Consider the following 21654-nt stretch of genomic DNA (forward strand, 5'->3'; position numbering starts at 1 on the left):
GTCCGGCCGGCAGATCACAGCAAGTCACTTCCCTTGGCGGTCGGTCACCACGGAACACGCCGTGTCACGACGGGCAACAGGGCGTCATGGCGGGCCACGGGCCGCGGGGCACGGGGCATGAGGCACGCCAGGTGGCACCGAACGCCTGGATCAGGGGCCCTGTCACCTTCTTATAGGCTTGCCCCGTTCTGGGGCTGCCGGGCAATGGTGCTCAGCGCGACGGGCCACGGGAACCGGGAACGTTTCCGGGCCCTACCTCGCCTCCCATCACCGGACCCTGTCTGTGAAAGGTCTCCCGCACCATGCCCCTGGCCCTGCTGGCCCTTGCCGTTGTCGCGTTCGGCATCGGCACCACCGAGTTCGCCACCATGGGGCTGCTGCCCCAGATCGCCGACGGCGTCGGCGTGTCCGTGCCGCAGGCGGGCAATCTCGTCTCCGCCTACGCGCTCGGGGTCGTCGTCGGCGCCCCCGTGCTCACGGGCATCGGTGCGCGCATCCCCCACAAACGCCTGCTGCTGCTCCTGACCGGCCTGTTCGTGATCGGCAACGCCGCGTCCGCGCTCGCCCCCAACTTCGGCCTGCTCTTCGCCGCGCGCTTCCTGTCGGGCCTGCCGCACGGAGCGCTGTTCGGCGTGGGCGCGGTCGTCGCCTCACGGCTCGTCGCTCCCGACCGGGCGGCCCGCGCCGTCTCGAAGATGTTCCTCGGGCTGACCGTCGCGAACATCGTCGGCGTACCGGCCAGCACGGCGCTCGGGCAGCAGCTGGGCTGGCGCTCCGCCTACTGGACGGTCGCCGTCATCGGCCTCATAGCCCTGGTCGCACTGGCCCTCTTCGTCCCCCACCAGCCGCGCGGCCAGCTGTCCGGCATCCGGCACGAGCTGCGGGCGATGGGCAACCGGCAGGTCGTGATCGGCCTGGCCACGGCGGTCGTCGGCTTCGGCGGGTTCTTCGCCGTCTACAGCTATCTGGTCCCGATGCTCACGCACCTGACGGGCATCTCGGACACGTCGACCACGCTGGTTCTCGCGCTCTACGGTGTCGGCATGACCGGCGGCACCCTGCTCGCGGGCCCCCTCACGGACCGCGCACTACGGCCGACGCTGTACGGCGGACTCGCTCTCATGGCCGCGGCGCTGGTGACGTTCTACTTCACCGTCCACAGCACCGTGCCCGCCCTGATCACGATCACCTTAATCGGTGCGATGGGCTCCCTGATCACCACGCCCGTACAGATGCTCCTCATGGCCAAGGCGAAGAACGCTCCGACCATGGCGGCGGCCTCCAACCACTCCGCCTTCAACCTGGCCAACGCGGGCGGCGCCTGGCTCGGCGGCCTCGTCATCTCGGCCGGCTGGGGCTGGGCCTCACCCAACCTGGTCGGCGCGGCCCTCGCCGTGGCGGGCCTGGGCCTCGCCTACACCGGCGGCCTCATGGACCGGGGCGGCCCCCGCTCCGAGACGATCACGAAGTCCATGGGACCGGCCGAGACCTCGACAGCGGGAGAGGGTACGGAGCACCAGCGCACCTAGCCCAGGCGCCCCGGGGGCTCCGGGGGCTCCGGGGGCTCCGGTTCGGGCGTGCACCATCATGCTCCGCATGGACACACGTTTCTCCGGCATCGCGGACCTGGTCGAGACTCCGTCCGTGGCGGTCGTGGTCGACGTCATGCGCGCCTACACCGTGGCCGCCTGGGCCTTCGCCCAGGGGGCGGAAAAGATCGTTCTCGCCGAGTCACTGGAAGCGGCCCTGGCGCTCAAGGCCCGTCACCCGGACTGGGTGACGCTCAAGGACGGCCCACCCGCGCCCGGATTCGACGCCGTGAACTCGCCGGGACTGCTGCGGTCCATCGACCTCACCGGCCGGACCGTCGTACAGAAGACCACGGCAGGGACGGTCGGCGCACTCGCGGTAAAGGGGGCGGGGCTGGTGCTGTGCGCCGGCTTCGTGGTGGCGGAGGCAACGGCTCAGCTCCTGAGGACGCACGACGTCGCCGGTGTCACGTTCGTGGTCACCGGCGAGGACGGGCGGGCCGAGGAGGACCTGGCGTGTGCGCAGTACATCGCCGGGCGGGCCACCGGAGCCGGGACGGATCCTGCGGACTTCCTCCGCCGCGCCGCCGCCTCACGCGCCGCCGTCGAACTGGCGGCGGGCAGACGTCAGGGAGCCCATCCCGATGACGTAGCGCTCTGTCTTGAGCTCGACCGGTTCCCCTTCGCCATGGTGGCGACCTCGGAGGGCACCCTCATGGTCCTGCGCCCCCACGCGCTCCCGTAGGCGCACACAGCACTCCGCTCAGGAGAGTGACGGCCGGCAAGATCTCCGTGTCACCGATGTTGCCGTACCGGCCACGGGCAGAGCGCGGCTCCCTGCCGGAGAATGGACCTCGGCGCGTCGGCGGACCATGAGAAAAGGGACAGTGATGAAGCACATCGAACTGCGTGACCTGAATGTTTCCCGTATCGGTCTGGGTGCGATGGGCATGTCCCACGGCTACACCGGCGCCGGTGCGGACGACGCGGAGTCCGTACGCACCATCCACCGCGCACTGGAACTGGGCGTCACCTTCATCGACACCGCCGAGGTCTACGGGCCGTACGTCAACGAGGAACTGGTCGGTCGCGCCCTCAAGGGCCGCCGAGACCAGGTCGTGCTGGCGACCAAGTTCGGCCTGATCTCCCACACCGGCCGCCCCGGGCCCACGGACAGCAGCCCGGAGAACGTCCGCGCCGCCGTCGAAGGCTCACTCAGGCGCCTGGGCACCGAGCACATCGACCTGTACTACCAGCACCGCGTCGACGCCGGCACGCCGATCGAGGACACCGTCGGGTGCCTGGCCGAACTCGTCGCCGAGGGCAAGATCGGACACATCGGCCTGTCCGAGGCCGGCCCCGACACCATCCGCCGCGCCCACGCCGTGCACCCGGTCACCGCTGTGCAGTCCGAGTACTCACTGTTCACCCGTGACCCGGAGGCCCGGGTACTGCCCGTGCTGCGCGAGCTGAACATCGGCTTCGTCCCCTTCTCCCCCCTCGGGCGCGGCTTCCTGACCGGCACGATCCGTTCCACCGACCAGTTCGACCCCACCGACTTCCGTGCGGACAACCCCCGGTTCACCGACGAGAACTTCCAGTACAACCTGCGTCTGGCCGACCAGGTCGCCGCTGTCGCCGTGGAGATCGGCGTCACCCCGGCCCAGGTCGCCCTTGCCTGGCTGCTGGCGCAGGGTGACGACATCGCGCCCATCCCCGGCACCCGGCGGGTGGCCCGCGTCGAGGAGAACACCGCCGCCGACGCCGTCCACCTCACGGACGACCAACTCGCCCGGCTCACCGGCCTTCCGCCGGCCGCGGGTGACACCCACACCGAGTCGCAGATGCGGATCATGGAGCGCTGATACCCGTGGCCCGGCCCGAGCGGGCCGGTGGGCTCCTACGCGAACCGGGTGACAGCGGACGGGAGCCCGGCGTGGGCGGCGCGACCGGTCTGCGACAGCGGTGAAGATCGCGAGGGCAGAGGCCATCGGTGCCTCTTCCACTTCTCAAAGGGGAAGTCAATGCGCATGCTCGCGCGCGCCTCACTCACCATGCTCTGTGTGACCGGAGCCGTCTTCGCGACCGTTCCCACCGCTCAGGCCGCCGCTCCGACCGTCGCCCCGGTCGCCGACTGCCGGCTGCTCTTCGGGCACGACTCCTCCGGGCAGACGGGCCGGTTCTGCAAGGACGGCCGTTCGCAGTCGTCCGACGACCGTGAGCGGGGTGAGGAGGTCGGCGGTCTCGTCGGTCTCGTGCTGGACGTCCTCTTCGACTGAACGAGGCGGTGAGCTTCCCGGCGGCGCCGCTGCGGCGCATGCCATGAGGCTTCGGGAAAACACGGTGGCCCCCGGAACAGGTGTTCCGGGGGCCACCGACGTTCAGCTGTGAGATCAGGCGGGCGTGATGTTCTCCGCCTGCGGACCCTTCTGGCCCTGCGTGACGTCGAAGTTCACGACCTGGCCCTCCTGCAGCTCACGGAAGCCGGAGGCGTTGATGTTCGAGTAGTGGGCGAAGACGTCCGGGCCGCCACCCTCCTGCTCGATGAAGCCGAAGCCCTTCTCGGCGTTGAACCACTTGACAGTTCCCTTGGCCATGCTGGTGCCTTCCAGTCGATATCGGACCCACACCACGTGAGCCCGGAGGTGATCGCCCTGGTCCTGCACTGCACAGCAAAATGCCCGCACCGGAGCGCGGGCAGGTACTGCGAACCACGACATCTGGGGATGACGCTACACGGCGAAACCGGCTACCACCAGGGAACAACGGCCATGATCCCCACCGCGTCGCACGGGGTGCCGGAGCCGTACGGGCGGTCAGGAGAGGGCGCGGCCGGGATAGTTGTCCGAGGTGCAGCCGGTCGCCTTGAGGACCGACACCGCTTCGGTGCCCGCCCCGGGGTCCGGCCGCACGCTGATGCTCTTGCACGTGTAGCCGGCGGAACCGTTGAAGTACCGGACCTTGCCGGGCCCGTCGTAGGTGAGCGGCTCCCCGCAGTCGTAGCCCTCCACGCGGGAACCGTTGCCGAAGACGTAGACCATCTGGCAGTCGAACGTCCGCCCTTCGTCGGCCTGTGCGGTGCCGGAGAACAGCAGTCCTCCGCCGGCCAGAGCGACAGCACCGAGCAGGGACGCAGCCTTCGTGATCAACGAAACGCTCATGGGGGGATCCTTTCGTGCAGGGGCAGGGGCAGGACGGGGCAGGACGCAGGTGGCGGGAGGGGTGGTCCGTCCAGGACCGCGGCAGTGACTGGCACTGCCGCGCACCTTTCCTACCGGCAACGGCACCGCTCCACGCCTTTCAGCGGCGGCGCCACCCACACGGTCCTGCGACCTGACTCCCCCGCGCACGCGCCGACGCCCGCTGAACGCCGTCCCGGCCTGCCTTCCAGGAGGTCAGTTCCCCACACCGAGGCCGGACATGAACGCGGCGGGGTACCGGTCGCCGCGCGCCGCCCCCGGCGGCACCGCCTTCTCGATCTCGGCCAGGTCGTCCGCGGTGAGGTCCACCGCCAGCGCGGGCAGTGCCTCGGCCAGCCGCTCCCGGGTGCGCGCGCCGACCAGCGGCACGATGTCCTCGCCCTGCGCGGCCACCCACGCGATGGCCAGCTGGGCGACGGTGCACCCCTTCGCCTCGGCGACCCGGCGCAGAGCCTCCACGAGGGTGAGGTTGTGCTCCACGTTGCCGCCGGAGAACCGCGGACTGAAGCCCCGGGCGTCACCGGGACCCGCGGCACGGTCGGCGGACCAGTGCCCGGAGATGAGGCCTCGGCTGAGCACGCCGTACGCGGTCAGTCCGATGCCGAGTTCCCGCAGCGCGGGGAGGACGTCCGCCTCCACCGCGCGGGAGATCAGCGAGTACTCGATCTGCAGGTCCGCGACCGGATGCACAGCGTGCGCCCGGCGGACCGTCTCCGCGTCGACCTCGGAGAGGCCGAGATGCCGTACGTATCCGGCGTCGATCATCTCCTTGATCGCACCCACCGTCTCCTCGATCGGCACGTCCGGGTCCAGCCGGGCCGGACGGTAGATGTCGATGTGGTCGGTGCCCAGCCGGGTCAGTGAGTAGGCCAGGAAGTTCTTCACGGCTTCCGGACGGCCGTCGTGTCCGCCGAACAGGGAGCCCGGTCCCCGCAGCATGCCGAACTTGACGCTCAGCCGGTAGCTGTCCCGGTCCCGTCCGCGCAGCGCCTCGGCGAGCAGCAGCTCGTTGTGGCCCATCGCGTAGAAGTCGGCGGTGTCGAACAGCGTGACTCCGGCCTCCAGCGCGGCATGCACGGTGGCGATGCTCTCGGCGCGGTCGGCGGCACCGTAGGCACCCGACATCCCCATCGCGCCCAGGCCCAGCGCGGAGACGGCCGGGCCGGTGCTGCCCAGGTTCCGTGTCCTCATGGCGTTCTCCGTCGTCATCGCGCTCTCCGTCGTCAGCGCCTTCTCGGTCGTCATCGCGTTCTCCTTCGTCGTCGGTCGCCACCCACTGTGGGTCGGCGCCGCCGCGTACGGGAGCGGAGCGTTCATCATGGGAGCGTCGCTCCCTGGCTCGGCCCGCCCGCGCGAGGGACCATGGCTGCATGGAACGTGATCAGCTCGCGGACTTCCTGCGTCGCCGACGGGAGTCGATCCGCCCGGCCGAGGTCGGCATCACCGACGGCCCCCGCCGCCGCACCGCCGGTCTGCGCCGGGAAGAGGTGGCCATGCTCGCCGGGATGTCGGTGGACTACGTCGTACGCCTCGAACAGGGCCGCAGCAGTCAGCCGTCGACGCAGCTCCTGGGCGCGCTGGCCCGGGCGTTGCGTCTGTCCGACGACGAGCGCGACCACCTCTTCCACCTGGCCGGCCACCGGCCCCCGCCCGCCGAGGGGGTGGCCCGGCTGGCCCGTGCGGGCCTGATCCGTATGCTCGACCTGCTCGGGGACACCCCGGCCCTGGTGCTGTCCGACCTGGGCGAGATCCTCGCGCAGAACCGGACCGCCCTCCTGCTCATGGGTGATCTCACCGACATCTCCGGCGACCGGCGATACGTCGTGTACCGCTGGTTCACCGATCCCGCCGCCCGGACCGTCTGTCCGCCCGAGGAGCAGGAGAACCACGGCCGCAGGCTCGTGGCGGACCTGCGGGCGGCGGTCGGCCGCCGGTCGGGCGATGCCGCGGTCGCCGGTCTCGTCGAACGGCTGCGGGCCGCGAGCGCCGACTTCCGCCGGCTGTGGACCGAGCACGAGGTGGCGGTCCGTCGCACCGACCGCAAGACCTTCCTGCACCCGAGGGTCGGCCGCCTCACGATGGACTGCGAAACCCTGGTCACTCCCGATCAGGGCCAGCAGCTGCTGGTGCTCACTCCGGCGGACGCCGAGACCGGCGAGCGGCTGGACCTGCTGCGCGTCCTCGGCGTCCAGGAGTTCCCGACGGGACCCACGGGCCCGCCCGTACGGTGAAGCGGCCGACCACCCCCGGCATGCCGCGCAAGCGAGCGTGAGAACGGCACCCGCCCGCTTCAGCTGCCCCACATGCCCCGCCGGCCCCGCATCGCGTTGAGACAGTCCGGCGGAGTGACTATCGTCGAGGGGTGAGTGAGCGTGTGATGCAGGAGCCGACCTTGATGGTGCTGACCGCCCTAGCGGACGCACCCCGCCATGGATACGCCGTCGCGCAGGAGGTCAAGGCGATGACCGGCGGTCGTGTCGTGCTGCGTACGGGCGCCCTGTACGGGGCCCTGGACCGGCTGCTCGCCGACGGCCTGATCGCCGTCGAACGCGAGGAGGTCGCCGACGGCCGGGCGCGGCGGATCTTCACCTTGTCCGCGTCGGGGCGGGAGCGGCTGACGGCGGAGGCCGAGCGCCTGGCCGCGACGGCGAAGGAGGCCACGCGCCGTCTGTCCGTCACCCGGCCGTCGGCCGCCTCCAGTTGATAGAGCACCTGCTGCGGCTGTATCCCGCCGCGTACCGACGGGCTCATGGCGGGGAGATCGCCGCGACCTACCGTGAGCTGACCGCGGGCGAACCGCTGGGCTGGCGGCTGCGCGAGGGCGCGGGCCTCGCCGCGCACGCGATGAGGATGCGGCTGGGCCTGGGACCGGCCGCTCCCGCCGCGCGGGTGCTCGCTCTGGCGTACCCCTTCGCCCTGGCCGTCGCCGCCGCCGCCTGCGGTCTGCACCTTGTGCGGTGGTACGCCGCCCTGGTCTCCTCCCCCACCCCGTTCTGGGTGCAGCTTCGAGTGGACCTGTCCGGGGCGTGGGGCGCGCTGCTGGTCTCGTCGCTGGTCGGGTTCGTGGGAGCGGCGTCGGCGCTGACCGCCCGGTGGCGTACGGGGGTGCCTCTCGCGGTGACCGGGCTGCTCGCCTTCGCGGTGGCAGCGGTGGTCAGCGGACCGGTGTTCGGTGATCCGGTCGTCACCCCGGCCGCGTTCGTGCTGACGGCGGCCGTGGTGCTCGCCTGTCCGCCGGACCGACGCCCGGAGGCGACCGCGGCGGGCCGGGCAGGTGTCGCCGGCGCCGTGATCGCGCTCGTCGTCGTACCGCGCGCGGCCGTCGACGCGCACGTGGTGCCGTGGGTCAGCACCGACTACGGGTGCTGGCCGGTGCTCGTGCTGGCCGCGACCGGTGTCGCGCTGACCTGGCGCAGCGGCTCACGAGGCGGCCTTGAGCTGGGAGTGATGGCCCTGGTGTCCCCGCCCCTGCTCGCCCACGCCTGCGCCACGGCGTGGGGTGGGGCGACTTCCGTCCTGTGGCTCGCGGCCGTCCTCGCAGGCGCAACGGTGGTCGCCCCGCTGGCCGGCCGCATGGGCCGAACCGGCCGCACCACCCTCTGAACGAAGCTCCTTCACACCGCACTTGAGCATCCGAACGCCCTGCCGCGACCGAGCACCGACCGATAGTCCGTTTGACGTAGCATTCCGTTCGACGGACTATCGACGGACTGTCGGACCTGCGCGAGAGGACGCTCATGCCGTTCACTCTGTCCCACCCCGCGGCCGTACTGCCGCTGCTGCGACGGCCCTTCGGCCGGGCCGCACTGGTCGCCGGCGCCGTCGCGCCGGACATGCCCTACTTCGTGGTCACCACAGGGCTGCCCGTCAGCGCGCAGTCGTGGTACGAACCCTTCACCAACGCCACGACCTCGCACACCGCTCTCGGCGCCGCCACCGCCTCTCTGCCGTACACCCTCGCGCTGTGGGCCCTGCTCCGCGCCGCGCACCGCCCGCTGGCGTCCCTGCTGCCGATACCCGGCCCCCAACCGCCGCCGCGGACGGCAGGCGCGCGGGCACGCCGAGCCGGGTGGCTCGTCCTGTCCGCCCTGATCGGCATCACCACCCACCTGGCCTGGGACGCCTTCACCCATCACGACGGCTTCTTCGTCACGCACGCCCCCTGGCTCACCTCCCCACTGGCGGGCAGCCTCACCTGGGCGCGAGCGCTGCAACATGCGAGCACGATCGGCGGTCTGGCCGCCACAGCGCTGTACGTGTGGCGCAGGCGGGCCGACCTCCTCACCGGCAAGGCCCGCACCGGTGCCGGCAACGCGAGGCGAGGCTTTGCCGCGCTCGCGATCACCCTGCTCACGGCCACCGGAGCGGTCGCCCACGCCTGGTGGCCCGCCGCCACACGGACGCCGACCGGACTCCCGCTCGGCGTCACGGTCGAAGGGATGCTGTCCGACGCTGCGAAGGGCGCGGGCGTCGCCCTCATCGGCCTCTGGGTCCTCTACATGACCGGATGGTGGACCTGGCACACCGTCACACCGGCCCGCGGAACGGCGACCGCCCCCGCCCCACAGGGAACACCCCCCGGCGATGGGCCAGTCACACCATCCGTCTCCACATTTCACACACAATGAACGCTTTAAGTTCACATTAGGTATGCTCCAACAGCTTCATCCGCACCACTGAGGGGGGTCTTCTCATGCGCATACGCTCTGCGCTGACCGCAGTTGTCACCATCGGCACCTTTGCCGCGCTCGCCACCGGCACCGCCCAGGCGGCCGAGTACTCGTCGGCGCTGAAGGTCAAGGGCGTCCAGTACGACGCGCCCGGTACCGACTCCAACCGCTGTTCCGGGGGGAACACGAAGAACGAGTACCTGACCATCAAGAACTACTCCCGCACCGCGACGGTCAACCTCAAGGGTTACGTCGTCAAGGACGCCACCGGGAACAAGTTCACGTTCACGGCCGGCCACAAGCTGGAGCCCGGCGACTACGTGAAGCTGCGCGGTGGGCGCGGCACCGACTCCGACGCCGGCAATGTCGTGTACCGCCAGAACTGCAACTTCATCTGGAACAACGACAAGGACACCATCTACCTGTACAAGCCCAGCGGCGCCAAGGCGGACGTCCACTCCTACACCAAGCGCGCGAACGACCGCGACGGCAACGGCTACATCACGTACCACGGCTGACACACCACCTGGACGCCCTCCTGCCGGACTTCCCGCGGGAGGGTGCCCGGGCCCCGGGCCCCGTGATCACATCGCGAGACACGCTTGCACCAAGGCCCTGACCAGGCGTTGTCTCTCACGGTGAGTACCGAACGACCCGAACAGCACACGACCGACGACGACACCGCAGGCGACCGCTCCGCGCGCCGCGCCGTCACCATCTTCCCCATCCTCGTTCTCGCCGCGGGTGCCACCGGGCTGCTGCTCCCGGGCAGTTTCACCGGCTGGGGCGAGTCGGTGCCGTACCTGCTCGGCGTGGTGATGTTCTGCATGGGCGTCACGATGACCCCGCAGGACTTCCGCGGCGTCGCCGCACGGCCCTGGGCGGTGGCCCTCGGGCTGGGCGCGCACTACGTCATCATGCCGGGACTCGGCTGGCTCATCGCCCATCTGCTGCAGCTGCCGCCGCAACTCGCGGCGGGTGTCATCCTCGTCGGCTGCGCCCCCAGCGGCACCGCCTCCAATGTGGTGACGTATCTGGCACGCGGTGACGTGGCGCTGTCCGTCTCGGTGGCCACCGTCTCCACCCTCGTGGCCCCGCTGGTCACTCCGCCGCTGACACTGCTGCTGGCGGGCGAGTACCTGCCCGTCGACGCGGGCTCGATGGTCGTCGACATCCTCAAGACCGTGCTGCTGCCGGTCCTCGCGGGACTCGCCGTCCGGCTGCTGGCGAGCCGCTACGTGGAACGTGCCCTGCCGGCGCTGCCCTGGCTGTCCGCCGTGACCATCGGCGTCATCGTGACCGTGGTGGTGGCGGGCAGCGCCGACGCCATCAAGTCTGCGGCGCTGCTGGTTTTCGTCGCCGTCGTGCTCCACAACGGCCTCGGACTGGCACTCGGCTACGGCGCGGGACGGCTCACCAGGATGGGCGAACCGGCGAGCCGCGCCATGGCCTTCGAGGTCGGCATGCAGAACTCGGGGCTGGCGGCTTCGCTGGCCACCGCCCACTTCAGCCCGCTGGCCGCGCTGCCCGCCGCCGTCTTCTCCGTCTGGCACAACATCTCCGGCGCACTGGCCGCCGCCTGGCTCTCACGCCGACGGCGCTGACCGCCCCACCGGATGGCCGGTTCCCTCCAATGGTTGTCCAAATGCTCGCTCGTTGCGGCGGGCCGGACGGATGAGCATATGGGCGTGAGCTCGGACAGGAGTGAGCCGTTCGATCTGCGAGGCGTACGCGACACCGCGGGTCTCGTCGCCCTGTTGCGCGCCCTGAAGGAACGATCCGGCCTGACGCTGCGCGAGTTGGAGGGGCGGGCCCAGGAGCGGGGCGAACTGCTGGCGCGCAGCACGGTCAGCGACATGCTCCGCGGGACCCGTCTGCCGGGCCCCGAGACACTGGCGGCGTACGTCCGCGCCTGCGGTGCGCCCGAGGCGGACGTGCCCGCCTGGCTGGAGGCCAGACAACGGGCCGAGGAGCAGACGGACGTACGGCCGCCCGATCCTGTTCCCGCTCCCGTTCCCGGCCCCGCGGGCGTCGACGGGACCGCGCCCCGGACCCGCTTCTGGACGGCTTCCCTGCGGCTCGGCAGGCTGCGGCGGCGGACGAGCCGGTGGGTTCTGGCCGGGGTGGTCACGGCGGGTCTGGCCGGTGTCTCCGTGTGGACGCTCTCCACGGCGGCGGGCTCCCCACCTCAGGACCCGCCCGCCGCCTCCACCTCTGCTTCCGCCTCCGCTTCCTCCGCCGGCTCCGAGACGTCGACGACCAAGCCTCTGCGCGGCTTCGCGGAGATCCGGCCTGCCCGCTCCCCCCATCTGTGCCTCACCGAGGGGCGCGACACCCGGGGCGAGTACATGAACGCTGTCGCGGCGCAACTGCCCTGCGAGGAGGCCAGGCCGCCCCATACATACCTGCGGCCCGTCGACCCCGCCGCCAAACGGACGACGTACTTCATCGAGTGGCAGCATCCGCAGCACGGCCCGGGCTGTCTCACTCTGCGCCGCGAGGGTCCGGGCAAGAACCTGCTGGAACCCTGGCCGTGGAAGAGCTGCGACGCCACTCGGACCTACCAGCACTTCCACATCGAACCCGTCGGCCGCGGCACCACCCGCTACCTCCTCCGGCTGGAGGGCACCCGTCGCTGCGTGGGCCTGCGGGACGCCTCCACCAGGACCGGAGCCGACGTCACGGTGGAACCCTGCGACGGGACCGCGAACCAGGAGTTCCTGATCAGCTCGGCTGCCTGAGGCCGAAGTGGCTGTTGGTGCACGGCTTGTCAGTGGCTGATGGCACGATCGCGGGCATGACATCGATCGACGAGCAGTTCCTTCGCGAGACGGCCGACCGGTACGGCGTTCCCGGCCCCGTCGCACAGGAGTTGACGGCCCGCTCCCGGCCGTGCCTCTATCTGGTGCCGTACGGGGAACTTCCCACATCCCAGCGGGAGGACGCCCGGCCGGCCGCGCGAACGGGCGGACTCCCCTCGCTGCCGGACGGGGTGGACTGGCCCGAGGGGAAAGAGCCGCTGGTGCTCAGCGTCGACTGCGGGGCCCTGCCCCCAGGGGCTCTGGACATCGAACTGCCCTCCGACGGCCATCTGTTGCTCTTCACCGAGATCGAGTACCCGCCGGAGTCGTCCGTGGTGCTGCACGTTCCCGCCGGGACACCCACCACCGAGCGCGCCGCGACGTACGAGTTCGACGGCGAGCCCATGCAGGTCAAGGTCTACGAACCGCAAACCCTGTACCCCCTGGCCGGACTCACCCTCGACGAGGACCGGCGAGAGTCGCCGGCCACCCGCGCCTTCCTGGAGGACGGCGGAAAAGGCGACGCACTGGACGGTTTCGAGGAGGCCGTCCTCGACGCGGCCTCCGGCGGGAGCCGCCCGGGAGTCTGCGTGCAGATCGGCGGCTTCTCCCGCTCGTGGGACGTGGCACCGGACGAGGGCGACCTCGTACTCCTCGCACAGATGGCCGGGCAGGCGATCGACCACGACGTCTACACCATGAACCTGATCGTCGGCACCAGAGAGGACATCGCCGCACGGCGGTACGCCAACCTTCAGTACGAGCAGCAGTGCTGACGTCGAACGGGCGGCGCACGCTCTGACCTGGCCGTCGGGGGCTGCGGCGCGGCAAGTGTCTTTTCCGCCGGCCCATCGGCAGCCCGTCGGCGGCTTTCGGCTCCGAGAAAATGTGGTGGCGTACACGGAGGCATGATCCCCGCCTTCGGGGGCACCCGGGCCCGGTGCCATATGTACCTACGGATCTCGCCGCGCAAGTGAGATTCGCCCTGATTCAGGCCGGCTTCCAGGTACTGGGCGACACGGAGGTCGGTGTCCCCGGACTGCGGGTGACCGAGGTCTCGGCCGGCGCCCTGGTCAGCTGGACGGCCTCGGACGAATTCGCCGCGCTGGCTCGTGAGCGGGGCGGCGGCTGTGTATCGAGCCACGACAGCATAAGGGTGATCGTGAAGGTCGCCGTGTCGGGGCTCCTGCTGCGGCTCGGGCACAGCGTCGCCGAAACAGCCGCCGACGGCGACCTGCTCGTGCTCGCCGACACGATCTCCGCGCCGGACAGCGGTGACCGCTAGGTCCTGTCGTCACCTGGCGGCTGGGGGAGCGTGCCAGGCGTCGCCCGGCAGGCGGGAATGTGACGACACGGCCCGGGCGGGTGTCCACGTCCGACGGGCGGATTTTTGCGCGGGAAAGCCGTGGTGAGCGCCGGGCCGGCGAATGTACCGGTCCGGTGTGCGGACATGTCGCGCCCATGGTGGGACGCTGGTCGTGGCCGGCCGCTGACGCGCGAGTGCGCGGCGACGGCCGGAAGGCGCGAGGATCGAGGATTTCCCCCCGGCTCGGACCTCGCGCGACGCGCCCTCCCGGCGGTGCGAGATGGCGGGAGTTGCCTCTCTGGGCGCGCCTGGAGGACGAAGGCCGGAGCCGCGTAGTCGGCGATGCGGCTCCGGCCGGCCTCGCCGGTCGGCCACTGCCCGGGGCACGCAAGCCCTCGGCGTGGACCACGGTCCCACGACTCGTCCGGCACCGGCGCACGGCTGTGTGTCCGCAGGCGGGGTCGGTTTCCTCGGCCGATCACCGGGCACCCGTTCGATGATCGGCCGTACAGCGGCAAGCCAGACCCGGCGCACTGCGCCCATGAGTACGGAGGACCACCGTGTTGAAGGCAATCGCAGATGTTCTTCGCTCCATCGGCGGAGCCATCGCCACCGTCGTCACCCTGCCTTTCCGGGCCGTGGCACGGCTGTTCGGCGGCGCGTCGAGCTCCGCCCACGGACACCACTGACCGGCGGGTCGCGCGGCAACGCACCGGCCCTCCCCCGCAAGCCCGTGCCCGGCTGGAACCCCGTCCAGCCGGGCATGCGCATGCCACGGCCGTATCCGCGCCCCTCGGAAAACCGATACCGAAGGGCGGCGGCAGCGGACACCGCACGGCCAGAGCCGTGAGCGCCGCCACGAACCGACCCAGCTGGTCGAGACCGACCGTGGCACACGCGCACCGCGCTGCCGTTCGGGCCCGGCCACATCCAGCGCGTGTACCACCAAAAGCCGGGGCGCAGCCCCGCTTTCGAGGGGCGCGGGGAACGGCGCGAACAACCCCCACCGAACCCGCAGCCAAACCGCCAAGCCGAGGCGCAGCCCCACCTTCCAGGGGCGCGAGGAACGGCGCGAACAACCCCCACCGAACCCGCAGCCGAAACGCAAGGCCGAGGCGCAGCCCCGCCGCCAAGGGGCGCGGGGAACTGCGCCCGCGAGCAGCCGCCGCCACTCGGTCTGCTACCGCGCCTCACGAACCTGGCGCTCAGCCCCGGCACGCGGCTCGGGAGCAGGACGCGCCGACTGCTGACGGGCGTAGTCGTGCCAGTACGCGGCGATCTCCGCCGTCTGCCGGATCACCCGGTCCGGGGCGGGCGGAGCGGGCCACAACTGCAGGAGGTAGGAGTCCACCTGCGGCTCCTCGGCCAGTCGGGTGTCCTGCCGCCGCGCCGGATCCATGCCCCGGCCGCAATGGCGCACCCGGTAGTCGATCTCGGCCAGATCCAGTTCCCAGCTGTCCTGCCCCGCCCACTCCGTGAGGGAGCTCCGCCCGGACACCGGACGGAAGGAGACCTCCACGACCTCCTCCCACACCGCATCCACCGGCGGAGCCTCGTCGTGCACTTCGACGGTGAAGCCGACCGATCCGGTGTGCAGACCGGTCGTCAGCCACAGCGCGCCGGGGATCGCGGCTCCGCACAACCCTGACGTCTGCCCCGCGAACGCCTCCGCCAGACCCGGGCCGAAACTGTCCGGGTCGCTCTCGACATAGATCTGGCCGTAGTGCACGTGCACTTCGCCCTCGACCGGCCTGCGCACCACTACGACCTCCCCCACACCGGAGTCTGCCGACACGCTCGCGCCCAGTTGTAAGTCATGTCCAGCAGCCTAGAGACCACCACTGACAACGGCTGGTCGTCGGCTCGCTCGTACGACACGGACGGACGGGCATGCCCCCGGTCACGACGCGACCGGCGTCGGTTTCTCGTAGGGTGCCGACCGGGGCAGCGGCAGTCGGGCCGCGACCCGGAAGCCGCCTTCCGGGCGCGCCCCAGCGGTGAACTGCCCCTGCAGCAGGGCGACTCGCTCCCGCATGCCGACGAGGCCGTAACCGGCGCGGGCTCCCCCGCCGCCCGGCCCACGGCCGGTGTCGGTGATCTCCAGGGTCAGCTCCGCGTCCTGGTGGTCGACCCGGACCAGGCACGAGCGGGCGCCCGCGTGTCGCACCACGTTGGTGACCGACTCCTGGACTATGCGGTACGCCGACAGGTCGATGTCCGGCGGCAGAGGCCGCCGACGGCCGTGCCACTGCACGACGACCCGCACTCCCGCCGCCGTGGTGGCCGCGGCCAGCCCCTCGACGTCCGACAAGCTCGGTGCCGCATGCGGCGGAGCATCGTGGGCGTCCGCCCGGCGCAGCGCGCCGAGCATCCTGCGCAGTCCGGACAAGGTCTCCCGGGCCGCGTTCTCCACCTCGCCGAGGGCCTCCCTGGCCCGGGCCGGCTGCGTGTCGATGACCCGCCTGGCGGCTCCCGCCTGCAGGGCGACGATGCCGATGGTGTGCGCGACGACGTCGTGCAACTCGCGGGCTATGCGCAGGCGTTCGGCGGTGGTGGCCTGGACGGCGGCCTGCGCCCTGGACTGCTCGGCATGGCGCCGCGACTGGCGGGCGGAGTTGCCGAGGAGCCAGGCGACGAGCACCGTGAGGGCCACGGCCAGTTGCGCCGCGGTGTTGATGCTGCCGCCCCCGGACAGCCGTACCACCAACGGGATCACCAGTACGGTGAGTGCCATCCCCGCCGCGCGGCCCGAGGTGCGGCGCGGCGCGGTGGCCGCGACGAAGTACAGGGCGACGTCCGGCGCCAGGAACTGCACCAGCGGAAACTCGGCGGCCTGGCCGAGCAGTGTCGCCCCGAGGACCGAGCCGAGCAGCAGGAGCGCGTAGGCCGCGAGCGGACGAGCGCTCAGGAGCCGACAGGCGGTCAGCACGAGAACGGCGGCACCCAGCAGGATCGGGCCGCTCACATACGTCAGATCGAAGCCGGGGACGACCTGGTCGTCGTGGACGTAATCGCCCGGCAGGACGAAGAACTCGTCGACGCACGCGAAACCCATGGCCCCGCCCCAGACGACCGCCGTCCAGCGGCCGGGCGACAGGCGCTTGAGCAGCGGCGGTTGACCGGGATGCCCGGGATGCGCTGACATGACGCGAGCATAGGCGCGCCCGTGCTGCGCGGTCATCGGCCTGCGGGTGTACATCCCCGGGTGACAGCCGGGGCCGTTCGTCGGCGGAACGTCTCGTACGCCGTGCGCAGGAAGCGCGCCTCTGTCGGGAGACAGAGTCCCCGTTCCTGCCTCAGGCCGACGCGACGGCGGCGGGCCGACGGAAGACTTGCGCCATGACCTTCTTGACAACCCCTTCCGGCCCGGCCGGAGTTCCCGGCACCGGCGAACCCCTGCCCTACCACCGGCTGGCCCATGTGACCGGCAGACACCGCTGGTGGCGCCCACTGATCGGTGCCGTGACGGTGATCGGCATGTGGCTCCTGCTGTTCATGGTGGTGGATGTCGTGGCCTACGGGGTGGGCAGCGCCCGTGGATATCCCGAGGACGCCGATGAAGCCATCGACTTCGGCCCCACGCTGAACACCGCTCTGGACCTCACGTACCTGGCTCTGGCCATCCCCGTGGTGCTGCTGGCGGTGCGCTGGGTGGGGCGCCGCCCGGCGGGGACGGTCTCCTCCGTCGAGGGTCGGCTGCGCGGGCGCCGGCTGGGGCAGTGCGTGCTGATCGCGTTGCCTGTCGTGGCGGCGGGAATGGGCGCCATGATGCTCGTACCGGTCGATGACGGGACGGCGGGCACGAGCGGCGACGTCTGGGTCGGCCTGGACCGGTATCTGCCCGCGCTCGCCATGCTCATGATGCTGGTGCCGCTCCAGGCGGCGGCGGAGGAGTACGTCTTCCGGGGCTGGCTGCTGCAGGCGGTGGGCGGCCTCTTCCGTTCGCCGTGGATCGCGGTGCTGCCGCAGGCGGTGCTCTTCGCGGCCGCTCACGGCTGGGGCACGCCTGCGGGGTTCGCCGACCTTGTCGTCTTCGGGGTGCTGGCCGGATGGCTGACGGTGCGTACCGGCGGTCTCGAAGCGGCCGTCGCGCTGCACGCGGTGAACAACCTGATGTCGTTCGCACTGGCCGCGGCCTTCGTCGGCGGACTCGACTCCGACGAGACCGCGGCCGACCTGCCGTGGCAACTTGCGGCCCTCGACATCACGGTGATCGTCGTCTTCGCCACGGTGGTGCTGTGGCTCGACCGTCGCCGCGCCCGTTCCCTCGACACCCCGGATCCGGACCAGAACCCGGATCCGGACCAGAACCAGGACCCGAATTCCGTACGCGCTCAGCGGGTCGTGGATCCGACGACTTTCTGAGTGCCGGTGACCCCGAGCAGGTCGTGCACGTCGAGCCGGACCAGCCTCTCCGGGCCTGCCGGAGTCAGGGGCTGTCGGAGTCAGGGGCTGTCGGAGTCACGGGCTGTCGCCCGACCAGTCGAAGTGGTTCGGGTCGGTCGGGCGTGGGTCGTACAACGCTCTGCCGCCGGGGCCGAAGCGGCCGAGTTCGGTGGACAGGGCGGCACCCTCGGCGATCTGGTCCGGTGTCCAGTCGGTGACGTCCAGAAGCAGGCCGTCCAGGGGACCGCCGACCAGGACGGCGTAGGAGCGGCCCGGGCGGGGGCCCGGATCGGGGTCGTCGTGGTCATGGCCGTATATCCGGCCGCGCAGCAGCTGCTCGTCGCCATTCACGCCGTTCAGCTTTCCACCTGCCACTGACAACGGACCCCGGCTGCGAGGAAGCCCCGGCCTTGACGGGCGCCGTGTCGGACGCCGTCACCTGGTGGACGCCGTGCCGGACGTGGGCGGGTCTCACAGGGGTGGCCAGTTGCGCAGGGCGGCGTCGGCCATCTCCTGCAGTTCGTCCCGGCCGACACCGCTCGCGGCCTGTACGGCGATGCCGTAGCCGAAGGTGGTGAGGCAGCGGGCCAGCCGTCCCGGATCGGGTCGACGGACCGGGTTTCTCCCACATCTCTTCCAAGTGGCGCACAACCCTTCCCATACCTCGCGTGTCACACCAGGCAGGAACAACAGACCGCAAAGATCACAAGGGGGAAATATGCGATTCCACCGCTCTGTCCTGCCTGTCGTCGCCTTCGCCGCTCTGTCCGTGGGCACCACGACCGCTCTGGCCGCGCCCGCCTCCGCCGCACCCAACACCACGGCTCAGAAGGTCTGCGGGAGCGCCTACAAGACCGTGAACTCGGCTCCGGTCGGCTCGCTGGGCACGGTGTATCTGACGTACAACGCATCGAACGGCGAGAACTGCGTCGCGACCATCCGCAAGAACCCGGGCACGGCCGTGGACATGTCCACCTGGGTCTACGTCCCCGACACCGGCGAGGCCGACGAGGACTACGGCCGGTACACGTCGTACGCGGGACCGGCGTACGTGTACGGCAAGGGCCACTGTGTGGACTGGGGCGGCCACATCAACAACGTGTACGTACAGGTGACCGGCTCCAACTGTGCCGCTCTCAAGGAGCACCGGGTCACCACGACCCGCTGACCACCGGAACGGTCCGCCCTGGCAGAACTCGGTGAGTCCTGCCAGGGCGGGGGTGTGTACGGGCGAACCCCTCCGCGATGGGCACCGGCGAGGGCAGCTCGTGGCCGTCAGCGGATGGGGCGACGGCTGGAGCGCCTGGACCAGCGCACTGCCGTGAGAGCCAGGGCCGCCACGAGGACCACGACGCCGATCACCAGTAGGTAGCCGAGCCCTTCCGCGGCCACCCCGATGATTCCGAGCACGACGGCGACCAGGACGAGAAACAGGAAGAGAGCCATGGCAGAACCTTCGGACTGAGTAGGGGATCAACGACGCGCGAGTTGCCGCTCCCCGTTCGCGCCCGTCTGATAGGTCATGTCGTAGTGCTGGAAGATCGCTTCCTCTTCCTCGGCGGGGAGGATGTCGTCCATGCCCACCGAGGGTGCCTTCTTCACCAGGGCCTTGGCATAGGCCACCCTCACGTAGTCGGGTCCGAGGACCGCGTCGTCGAGCGGGACGAAAGCCAGCCGCTGACGAGTGGGCAACCCGATACGGACCGTCGCCATGGCCGACTCGTCGGTAGCGGTGTTCACGTAGATCGATTCGAGAACGCCGATCTTGTGCCCCTTGAGGTCGATGACATCGCGATTGCGCCACTCACGCACATCGGCCGCGTGGATCATGCCCATGTTCACCTCCTGAGCCACTCATCTGCGACGAGTTCCCCCACCACCGCCTCTGACACCACGGCGACCCGACCGGGTACAAGCGGTTCAGCAGCACTTTGACGGTTGCGGAGGGTGTGCAGCATCCCCACGGACAGCGACATGCGCGAGTGTCGGCGTCGACGCCGGTTCCACGGCCACGTCGAAGTAGGGCCATCCGTCGACTTCGATGTCCTTCCCGGTGAGGGAGAGATCCAGCGTCGGCAGCACCAGGTCCAGGAGAAGGCGAACGGTGCCGGGCTCGTACAGGTTGAGGCAGCCCTGGTCCGGCATGCGCACCACGCATCCGGCGAGGAAGCAGCAGTTCGAGATGATCCGGTTCTGCCGCGGCCGGAAGACCAGGGCCACCCGGTGCTGTCTGTCTTCGGAGTACAGGGACAGCGTCAGACTGCAGTCCTCGTAGGCCGGTCTCACCCGCTGGCGCAGAGTCCAGTACCAGGTGGTGTCGTCCACGACGAGACGACGGAGACGGCGATCGTTCTTCACAGGTGCACCGTAGGCGGTCGGTCCACCATGGGCACGGTCATTTACCAGGGACGGCGGCTCGCGACTCCCCTCCTCCCGCCTCGCCCCGCCGCGCCTCGCCCCGCCGCGTTCACCCGGCCCACCCGCCTCGTCGCCCGCCGGCGCATCACACGTGAACCGCACGCATGAGCCGCACGCGTAAGCAGCACGCAATAGTCCACACACGGCACGTCATTGTCCACATGCGTCGCTCTAGTCTCACAGCGAGCCGACCGCGCGGCCCCGGCGCAGCACCCGCACTGGCACGTCACTTCTCCAAAACCCCACGGACGGAGATCCACATGCGCAGGACGAGCGCACGGTTCACCCTGACCGGAGCCGCGGCCGCGAGTGCCGTCGCACTGGCTGTCATCGGAGCCAACACGGCGAGCAGTTCCACCGCCTCCCAGCTGGAGCCGGCGGTCGCCGCTGCCGCCGCGCCCATCGGCTTCGGAGCCGGCACCACCGGTGGTGCCGGCGGAGCCACGGTGACCGTCACCAACGCCTCCGCCTTCAAGACTGCTGTGCAGAGCAGCGCGACCCAGATCGTCCGCGTCAACGGCACCATCGCGCTGACGGAGATGACGAAGGTCGCATCGAACAAGACCGTCGTCGGCGTCGGCACCGCCGGTAAGATCACCGGCAGCGGGCTGAACATCGCGAGCGTGAGCAATGTGATCATCCAGAACCTCACGTTCACCGGGTCCAACGACGACGCCATCAACGTCCAGTACTCGACGAGGGTCCACATCGACCACAACGACATCTCCGGCGCGTACGACGGGGCCATCGACATCAAGCGTGCCTCGACGAACATCTCGGTGTCCTGGAACCGCACCCACAACCAGGACAAGAACATGCTGCTCGGTCACTCGGACGACAACTCCAGCGAGGACACCGGCAAGCTGAAGGTGACCTACGACCACAACTGGTTCGAGGGCACCAACCAGCGCAACCCGCGCGTACGGTTCGGCAACCCGGTCCACGTGCTGAACAACTACTTCAGCAACGTCGGCTCCTACGGTGTGGCGTCCACCGAGAACGCGGGCGTCCTCGTCGAGGGCAACTACTTCGAGAACACCGACGACCCCTACCACCTCGGTGAGGGTTCCTCCGACGCGGGCTCGCTCGTGGCCAGGAACAACTACTCGGTGAACTCGGGCGCCGGCCAGACCGGCGGCTCCGTGGCGTCGATCCCGTACAGCTACACCGCGCAGTCCGCCTCCACCGTCAAGGCGACCGTGACCGCCGGTGCGGGTGTCGGCAAGATCTGATCCCGACTGCCACACCGCACCAGGACCTCCGCACAGCACCACACGGCACGGGGCAGGACCGGTGACCGACGTGTCACCGGTCTTGCCCCGCGCTGCCGCCTCCCCTACGTTG

Annotated in this window: 28 protein-coding genes; 18 read left to right on the forward strand and 10 right to left on the reverse strand. The window is 70.5% G+C overall.

The genetic code is table 11. From position 1 onward, the window contains the following. Positions 1 to 302: 302 nt before the first annotated feature. The 4 genes from C6Y14_RS01520 to C6Y14_RS01535 all read left to right on the forward strand — a co-directional run bounded on the left by C6Y14_RS01520 (position 303) and on the right by C6Y14_RS01535 (position 3808). A complete protein-coding gene (locus tag C6Y14_RS01520; protein ID WP_107014584.1) occupies positions 303 to 1529 on the forward strand; it encodes an MFS transporter in 1227 nt (408 codons plus the stop codon). A gap of 67 nt (positions 1530 to 1596) precedes the next feature. Further along, positions 1597 to 2274 carry a 2-phosphosulfolactate phosphatase gene (locus tag C6Y14_RS01525; RefSeq protein WP_107015127.1) on the forward strand — a complete coding sequence of 226 codons (678 nt, stop codon included), beginning with the start codon at positions 1597 to 1599 and terminating at the stop codon, positions 2272 to 2274. 145 nt (positions 2275 to 2419) lie between these two features. Beyond that, positions 2420 to 3394 carry an aldo/keto reductase gene (locus C6Y14_RS01530; protein WP_107014585.1) on the forward strand — a complete coding sequence of 325 codons (975 nt, stop codon included), beginning with the start codon at positions 2420 to 2422 and terminating at the stop codon, positions 3392 to 3394. A 159-nt stretch (positions 3395 to 3553) separates the two neighbouring features. Then, entirely contained in the window at positions 3554 to 3808 is a 255-nt protein-coding gene (locus tag C6Y14_RS01535; protein ID WP_159074142.1) for a hypothetical protein, read from the forward strand. Positions 3809 to 3922: 114 nt separating this feature from the next. On the opposite strand, the gene C6Y14_RS01540 is transcribed toward C6Y14_RS01535, so the two are convergent. The 3 genes from C6Y14_RS01540 to C6Y14_RS01550 all read right to left on the reverse strand — a co-directional run bounded on the left by C6Y14_RS01540 (position 3923) and on the right by C6Y14_RS01550 (position 5920). Continuing rightward, positions 3923 to 4126 (reverse strand): cold-shock protein, encoded by a 204-nt coding sequence (locus C6Y14_RS01540; protein WP_107014587.1) that lies wholly within the window; start codon positions 4124 to 4126, stop codon positions 3923 to 3925. A 219-nt stretch (positions 4127 to 4345) separates the two neighbouring features. Beyond that, positions 4346 to 4690: a hypothetical protein gene (locus C6Y14_RS01545; RefSeq protein ID WP_107014588.1), complete on the reverse strand. Its 345-nt coding sequence runs from the start codon at positions 4688 to 4690 to the stop codon at positions 4346 to 4348. 234 nt (positions 4691 to 4924) lie between these two features. Then, entirely contained in the window at positions 4925 to 5920 is a 996-nt protein-coding gene (locus C6Y14_RS01550; RefSeq protein WP_107015128.1) for an aldo/keto reductase, read from the reverse strand. Here C6Y14_RS01550 and C6Y14_RS43875 point away from each other — a divergent pair. From C6Y14_RS43875 to C6Y14_RS45470, 11 genes are all read left to right on the forward strand, one after another. Further along, on the forward strand, positions 5919 to 6110 hold the full coding sequence (locus C6Y14_RS43875; protein ID WP_159074143.1) for a hypothetical protein: 192 nt from the start codon (positions 5919 to 5921) through the stop codon (positions 6108 to 6110). The genes C6Y14_RS01550 and C6Y14_RS43875 overlap by 2 nt on opposite strands. Then, complete coding sequence (locus C6Y14_RS01555; RefSeq protein ID WP_107014589.1) at positions 6100 to 6960, forward strand: helix-turn-helix transcriptional regulator; 861 nt, start codon at positions 6100 to 6102, stop codon at positions 6958 to 6960. Before C6Y14_RS43875 ends, C6Y14_RS01555 begins: the two co-directional genes overlap by 11 nt. A 131-nt stretch (positions 6961 to 7091) precedes the next feature. After that, positions 7092 to 7433: a PadR family transcriptional regulator gene (locus C6Y14_RS01560; RefSeq protein ID WP_107014590.1), complete on the forward strand. Its 342-nt coding sequence runs from the start codon at positions 7092 to 7094 to the stop codon at positions 7431 to 7433. Beyond that, a complete protein-coding gene (locus C6Y14_RS01565; protein WP_107014591.1) occupies positions 7430 to 8332 on the forward strand; it encodes a hypothetical protein in 903 nt (300 codons plus the stop codon). Before C6Y14_RS01560 ends, C6Y14_RS01565 begins: the two co-directional genes overlap by 4 nt. Before the next feature lie 134 nt (positions 8333 to 8466). Further along, the gene (locus C6Y14_RS01570) at positions 8467 to 9357 is read left to right on the forward strand and encodes a DUF4184 family protein (protein ID WP_107014592.1); all 891 of its coding nucleotides are present in this window, start codon (positions 8467 to 8469) and stop codon (positions 9355 to 9357) included. Between the two features lie 65 nt (positions 9358 to 9422). Continuing rightward, positions 9423 to 9917: a lamin tail domain-containing protein gene (locus C6Y14_RS01575; protein ID WP_107014593.1), complete on the forward strand. Its 495-nt coding sequence runs from the start codon at positions 9423 to 9425 to the stop codon at positions 9915 to 9917. Between the two features lie 120 nt (positions 9918 to 10037). Then, entirely contained in the window at positions 10038 to 11003 is a 966-nt protein-coding gene (locus tag C6Y14_RS01580; RefSeq protein ID WP_225890828.1) for a bile acid:sodium symporter family protein, read from the forward strand. Between the two features lie 84 nt (positions 11004 to 11087). Beyond that, complete coding sequence (locus C6Y14_RS01585; RefSeq protein WP_159074144.1) at positions 11088 to 12140, forward strand: helix-turn-helix domain-containing protein; 1053 nt, start codon at positions 11088 to 11090, stop codon at positions 12138 to 12140. 56 nt (positions 12141 to 12196) lie between these two features. Continuing rightward, entirely contained in the window at positions 12197 to 12976 is a 780-nt protein-coding gene (locus C6Y14_RS01590) for a DUF1963 domain-containing protein (protein ID WP_107014596.1), read from the forward strand. A gap of 197 nt (positions 12977 to 13173) precedes the next feature. Further along, positions 13174 to 13485, forward strand: a complete 312-nt coding sequence (locus C6Y14_RS01595) for a hypothetical protein (RefSeq protein WP_107014597.1) — start codon at positions 13174 to 13176, stop codon at positions 13483 to 13485. Between the two features lie 581 nt (positions 13486 to 14066). Then, complete coding sequence (locus C6Y14_RS45470; RefSeq protein WP_263973004.1) at positions 14067 to 14195, forward strand: LPFR motif small protein; 129 nt, start codon at positions 14067 to 14069, stop codon at positions 14193 to 14195. Between the two features lie 491 nt (positions 14196 to 14686). On the opposite strand, the gene C6Y14_RS01600 is transcribed toward C6Y14_RS45470, so the two are convergent. Both C6Y14_RS01600 and C6Y14_RS01605 read right to left on the reverse strand, forming a co-directional pair. Beyond that, positions 14687 to 15268 (reverse strand): hypothetical protein, encoded by a 582-nt coding sequence (locus C6Y14_RS01600; RefSeq protein ID WP_225890829.1) that lies wholly within the window; start codon positions 15266 to 15268, stop codon positions 14687 to 14689. A 138-nt stretch (positions 15269 to 15406) separates the two neighbouring features. Beyond that, positions 15407 to 16651: a sensor histidine kinase gene (locus C6Y14_RS01605; RefSeq protein WP_225890830.1), complete on the reverse strand. Its 1245-nt coding sequence runs from the start codon at positions 16649 to 16651 to the stop codon at positions 15407 to 15409. 194 nt (positions 16652 to 16845) lie between these two features. Between C6Y14_RS01605 and C6Y14_RS01610 the strand changes: the two genes are divergently transcribed. Then, positions 16846 to 17871 (forward strand): CPBP family intramembrane glutamic endopeptidase, encoded by a 1026-nt coding sequence (locus tag C6Y14_RS01610; protein ID WP_107014598.1) that lies wholly within the window; start codon positions 16846 to 16848, stop codon positions 17869 to 17871. Positions 17872 to 17967: 96 nt separating this feature from the next. On the opposite strand, the gene C6Y14_RS01615 is transcribed toward C6Y14_RS01610, so the two are convergent. Together C6Y14_RS01615 and C6Y14_RS01620 are read right to left on the reverse strand one after the other, a co-directional pair. After that, positions 17968 to 18243, reverse strand: coding sequence for a hypothetical protein (locus C6Y14_RS01615; protein WP_107014599.1), 276 nt, complete (start codon positions 18241 to 18243; stop codon positions 17968 to 17970). A gap of 120 nt (positions 18244 to 18363) precedes the next feature. After that, complete coding sequence (locus tag C6Y14_RS01620) at positions 18364 to 18543, reverse strand: hypothetical protein (protein WP_404828700.1); 180 nt, start codon at positions 18541 to 18543, stop codon at positions 18364 to 18366. A 67-nt stretch (positions 18544 to 18610) separates the two neighbouring features. On the opposite strand from C6Y14_RS01620, the gene C6Y14_RS01625 reads away from it, so the two are divergent. Continuing rightward, positions 18611 to 19060: a spore-associated protein gene (locus C6Y14_RS01625; RefSeq protein WP_107014600.1), complete on the forward strand. Its 450-nt coding sequence runs from the start codon at positions 18611 to 18613 to the stop codon at positions 19058 to 19060. 107 nt (positions 19061 to 19167) lie between these two features. Here the strand turns inward: C6Y14_RS01625 and C6Y14_RS44425 are convergent, their stop codons facing one another. The 3 genes from C6Y14_RS44425 to C6Y14_RS01635 form a co-directional block, all read right to left on the reverse strand. After that, positions 19168 to 19338 carry a hypothetical protein gene (locus C6Y14_RS44425; protein ID WP_199854589.1) on the reverse strand — a complete coding sequence of 57 codons (171 nt, stop codon included), beginning with the start codon at positions 19336 to 19338 and terminating at the stop codon, positions 19168 to 19170. A gap of 27 nt (positions 19339 to 19365) precedes the next feature. After that, complete coding sequence (locus C6Y14_RS01630; RefSeq protein ID WP_107015130.1) at positions 19366 to 19722, reverse strand: PRC-barrel domain-containing protein; 357 nt, start codon at positions 19720 to 19722, stop codon at positions 19366 to 19368. Between the two features lie 90 nt (positions 19723 to 19812). Then, positions 19813 to 20250 carry a hypothetical protein gene (locus C6Y14_RS01635; RefSeq protein ID WP_199854590.1) on the reverse strand — a complete coding sequence of 146 codons (438 nt, stop codon included), beginning with the start codon at positions 20248 to 20250 and terminating at the stop codon, positions 19813 to 19815. A gap of 320 nt (positions 20251 to 20570) precedes the next feature. On the opposite strand from C6Y14_RS01635, the gene C6Y14_RS01640 reads away from it, so the two are divergent. Then, on the forward strand, positions 20571 to 21542 hold the full coding sequence (locus tag C6Y14_RS01640) for a pectate lyase family protein (RefSeq protein ID WP_107014601.1): 972 nt from the start codon (positions 20571 to 20573) through the stop codon (positions 21540 to 21542). Positions 21543 to 21654: the final 112 nt, after the last annotated feature.

Source organism: Streptomyces dioscori (assembly GCF_003024195.1).
Classification (GTDB): domain Bacteria; phylum Actinomycetota; class Actinomycetes; order Streptomycetales; family Streptomycetaceae; genus Streptomyces; species Streptomyces dioscori.

Bases quoted from the DNA above. Each gene is read 5' to 3' on its own strand.
- C6Y14_RS01540 (WP_107014587.1), bottom strand. From the start codon at position 4,126: ATGGCCAAGGGAACTGTCAAGTGGTTCAACGCCGAGAAGGGCTTCGGC.
- C6Y14_RS01590 (WP_107014596.1), top strand. From the start codon at position 12,197: ATGACATCGATCGACGAGCAGTTCCTTCGCGAGACGGCCGACCGGTAC.
- C6Y14_RS01625 (WP_107014600.1), top strand. From the start codon at position 18,611: ATGCGATTCCACCGCTCTGTCCTGCCTGTCGTCGCCTTCGCCGCTCTG.
- C6Y14_RS01605 (WP_225890830.1), bottom strand. From the start codon at position 16,651: ATGTCAGCGCATCCCGGGCATCCCGGTCAACCGCCGCTGCTCAAGCGC.
- C6Y14_RS01530 (WP_107014585.1), top strand. From the start codon at position 2,420: ATGAAGCACATCGAACTGCGTGACCTGAATGTTTCCCGTATCGGTCTG.
- C6Y14_RS01610 (WP_107014598.1), top strand. From the start codon at position 16,846: ATGACCTTCTTGACAACCCCTTCCGGCCCGGCCGGAGTTCCCGGCACC.
- C6Y14_RS01545 (WP_107014588.1), bottom strand. From the start codon at position 4,690: ATGAGCGTTTCGTTGATCACGAAGGCTGCGTCCCTGCTCGGTGCTGTC.
- C6Y14_RS44425 (WP_199854589.1), bottom strand. From the start codon at position 19,338: ATGGCTCTCTTCCTGTTTCTCGTCCTGGTCGCCGTCGTGCTCGGAATC.
- C6Y14_RS01555 (WP_107014589.1), top strand. From the start codon at position 6,100: ATGGAACGTGATCAGCTCGCGGACTTCCTGCGTCGCCGACGGGAGTCG.
- C6Y14_RS01550 (WP_107015128.1), bottom strand. From the start codon at position 5,920: ATGAGGACACGGAACCTGGGCAGCACCGGCCCGGCCGTCTCCGCGCTG.
- C6Y14_RS01570 (WP_107014592.1), top strand. From the start codon at position 8,467: ATGCCGTTCACTCTGTCCCACCCCGCGGCCGTACTGCCGCTGCTGCGA.
- C6Y14_RS01575 (WP_107014593.1), top strand. From the start codon at position 9,423: ATGCGCATACGCTCTGCGCTGACCGCAGTTGTCACCATCGGCACCTTT.
- C6Y14_RS01520 (WP_107014584.1), top strand. From the start codon at position 303: ATGCCCCTGGCCCTGCTGGCCCTTGCCGTTGTCGCGTTCGGCATCGGC.
- C6Y14_RS01525 (WP_107015127.1), top strand. From the start codon at position 1,597: ATGGACACACGTTTCTCCGGCATCGCGGACCTGGTCGAGACTCCGTCC.
- C6Y14_RS43875 (WP_159074143.1), top strand. From the start codon at position 5,919: ATGGCGTTCTCCGTCGTCATCGCGCTCTCCGTCGTCAGCGCCTTCTCG.
- C6Y14_RS01640 (WP_107014601.1), top strand. From the start codon at position 20,571: ATGCGCAGGACGAGCGCACGGTTCACCCTGACCGGAGCCGCGGCCGCG.
- C6Y14_RS01630 (WP_107015130.1), bottom strand. From the start codon at position 19,722: ATGATCCACGCGGCCGATGTGCGTGAGTGGCGCAATCGCGATGTCATC.
- C6Y14_RS01535 (WP_159074142.1), top strand. From the start codon at position 3,554: ATGCGCATGCTCGCGCGCGCCTCACTCACCATGCTCTGTGTGACCGGA.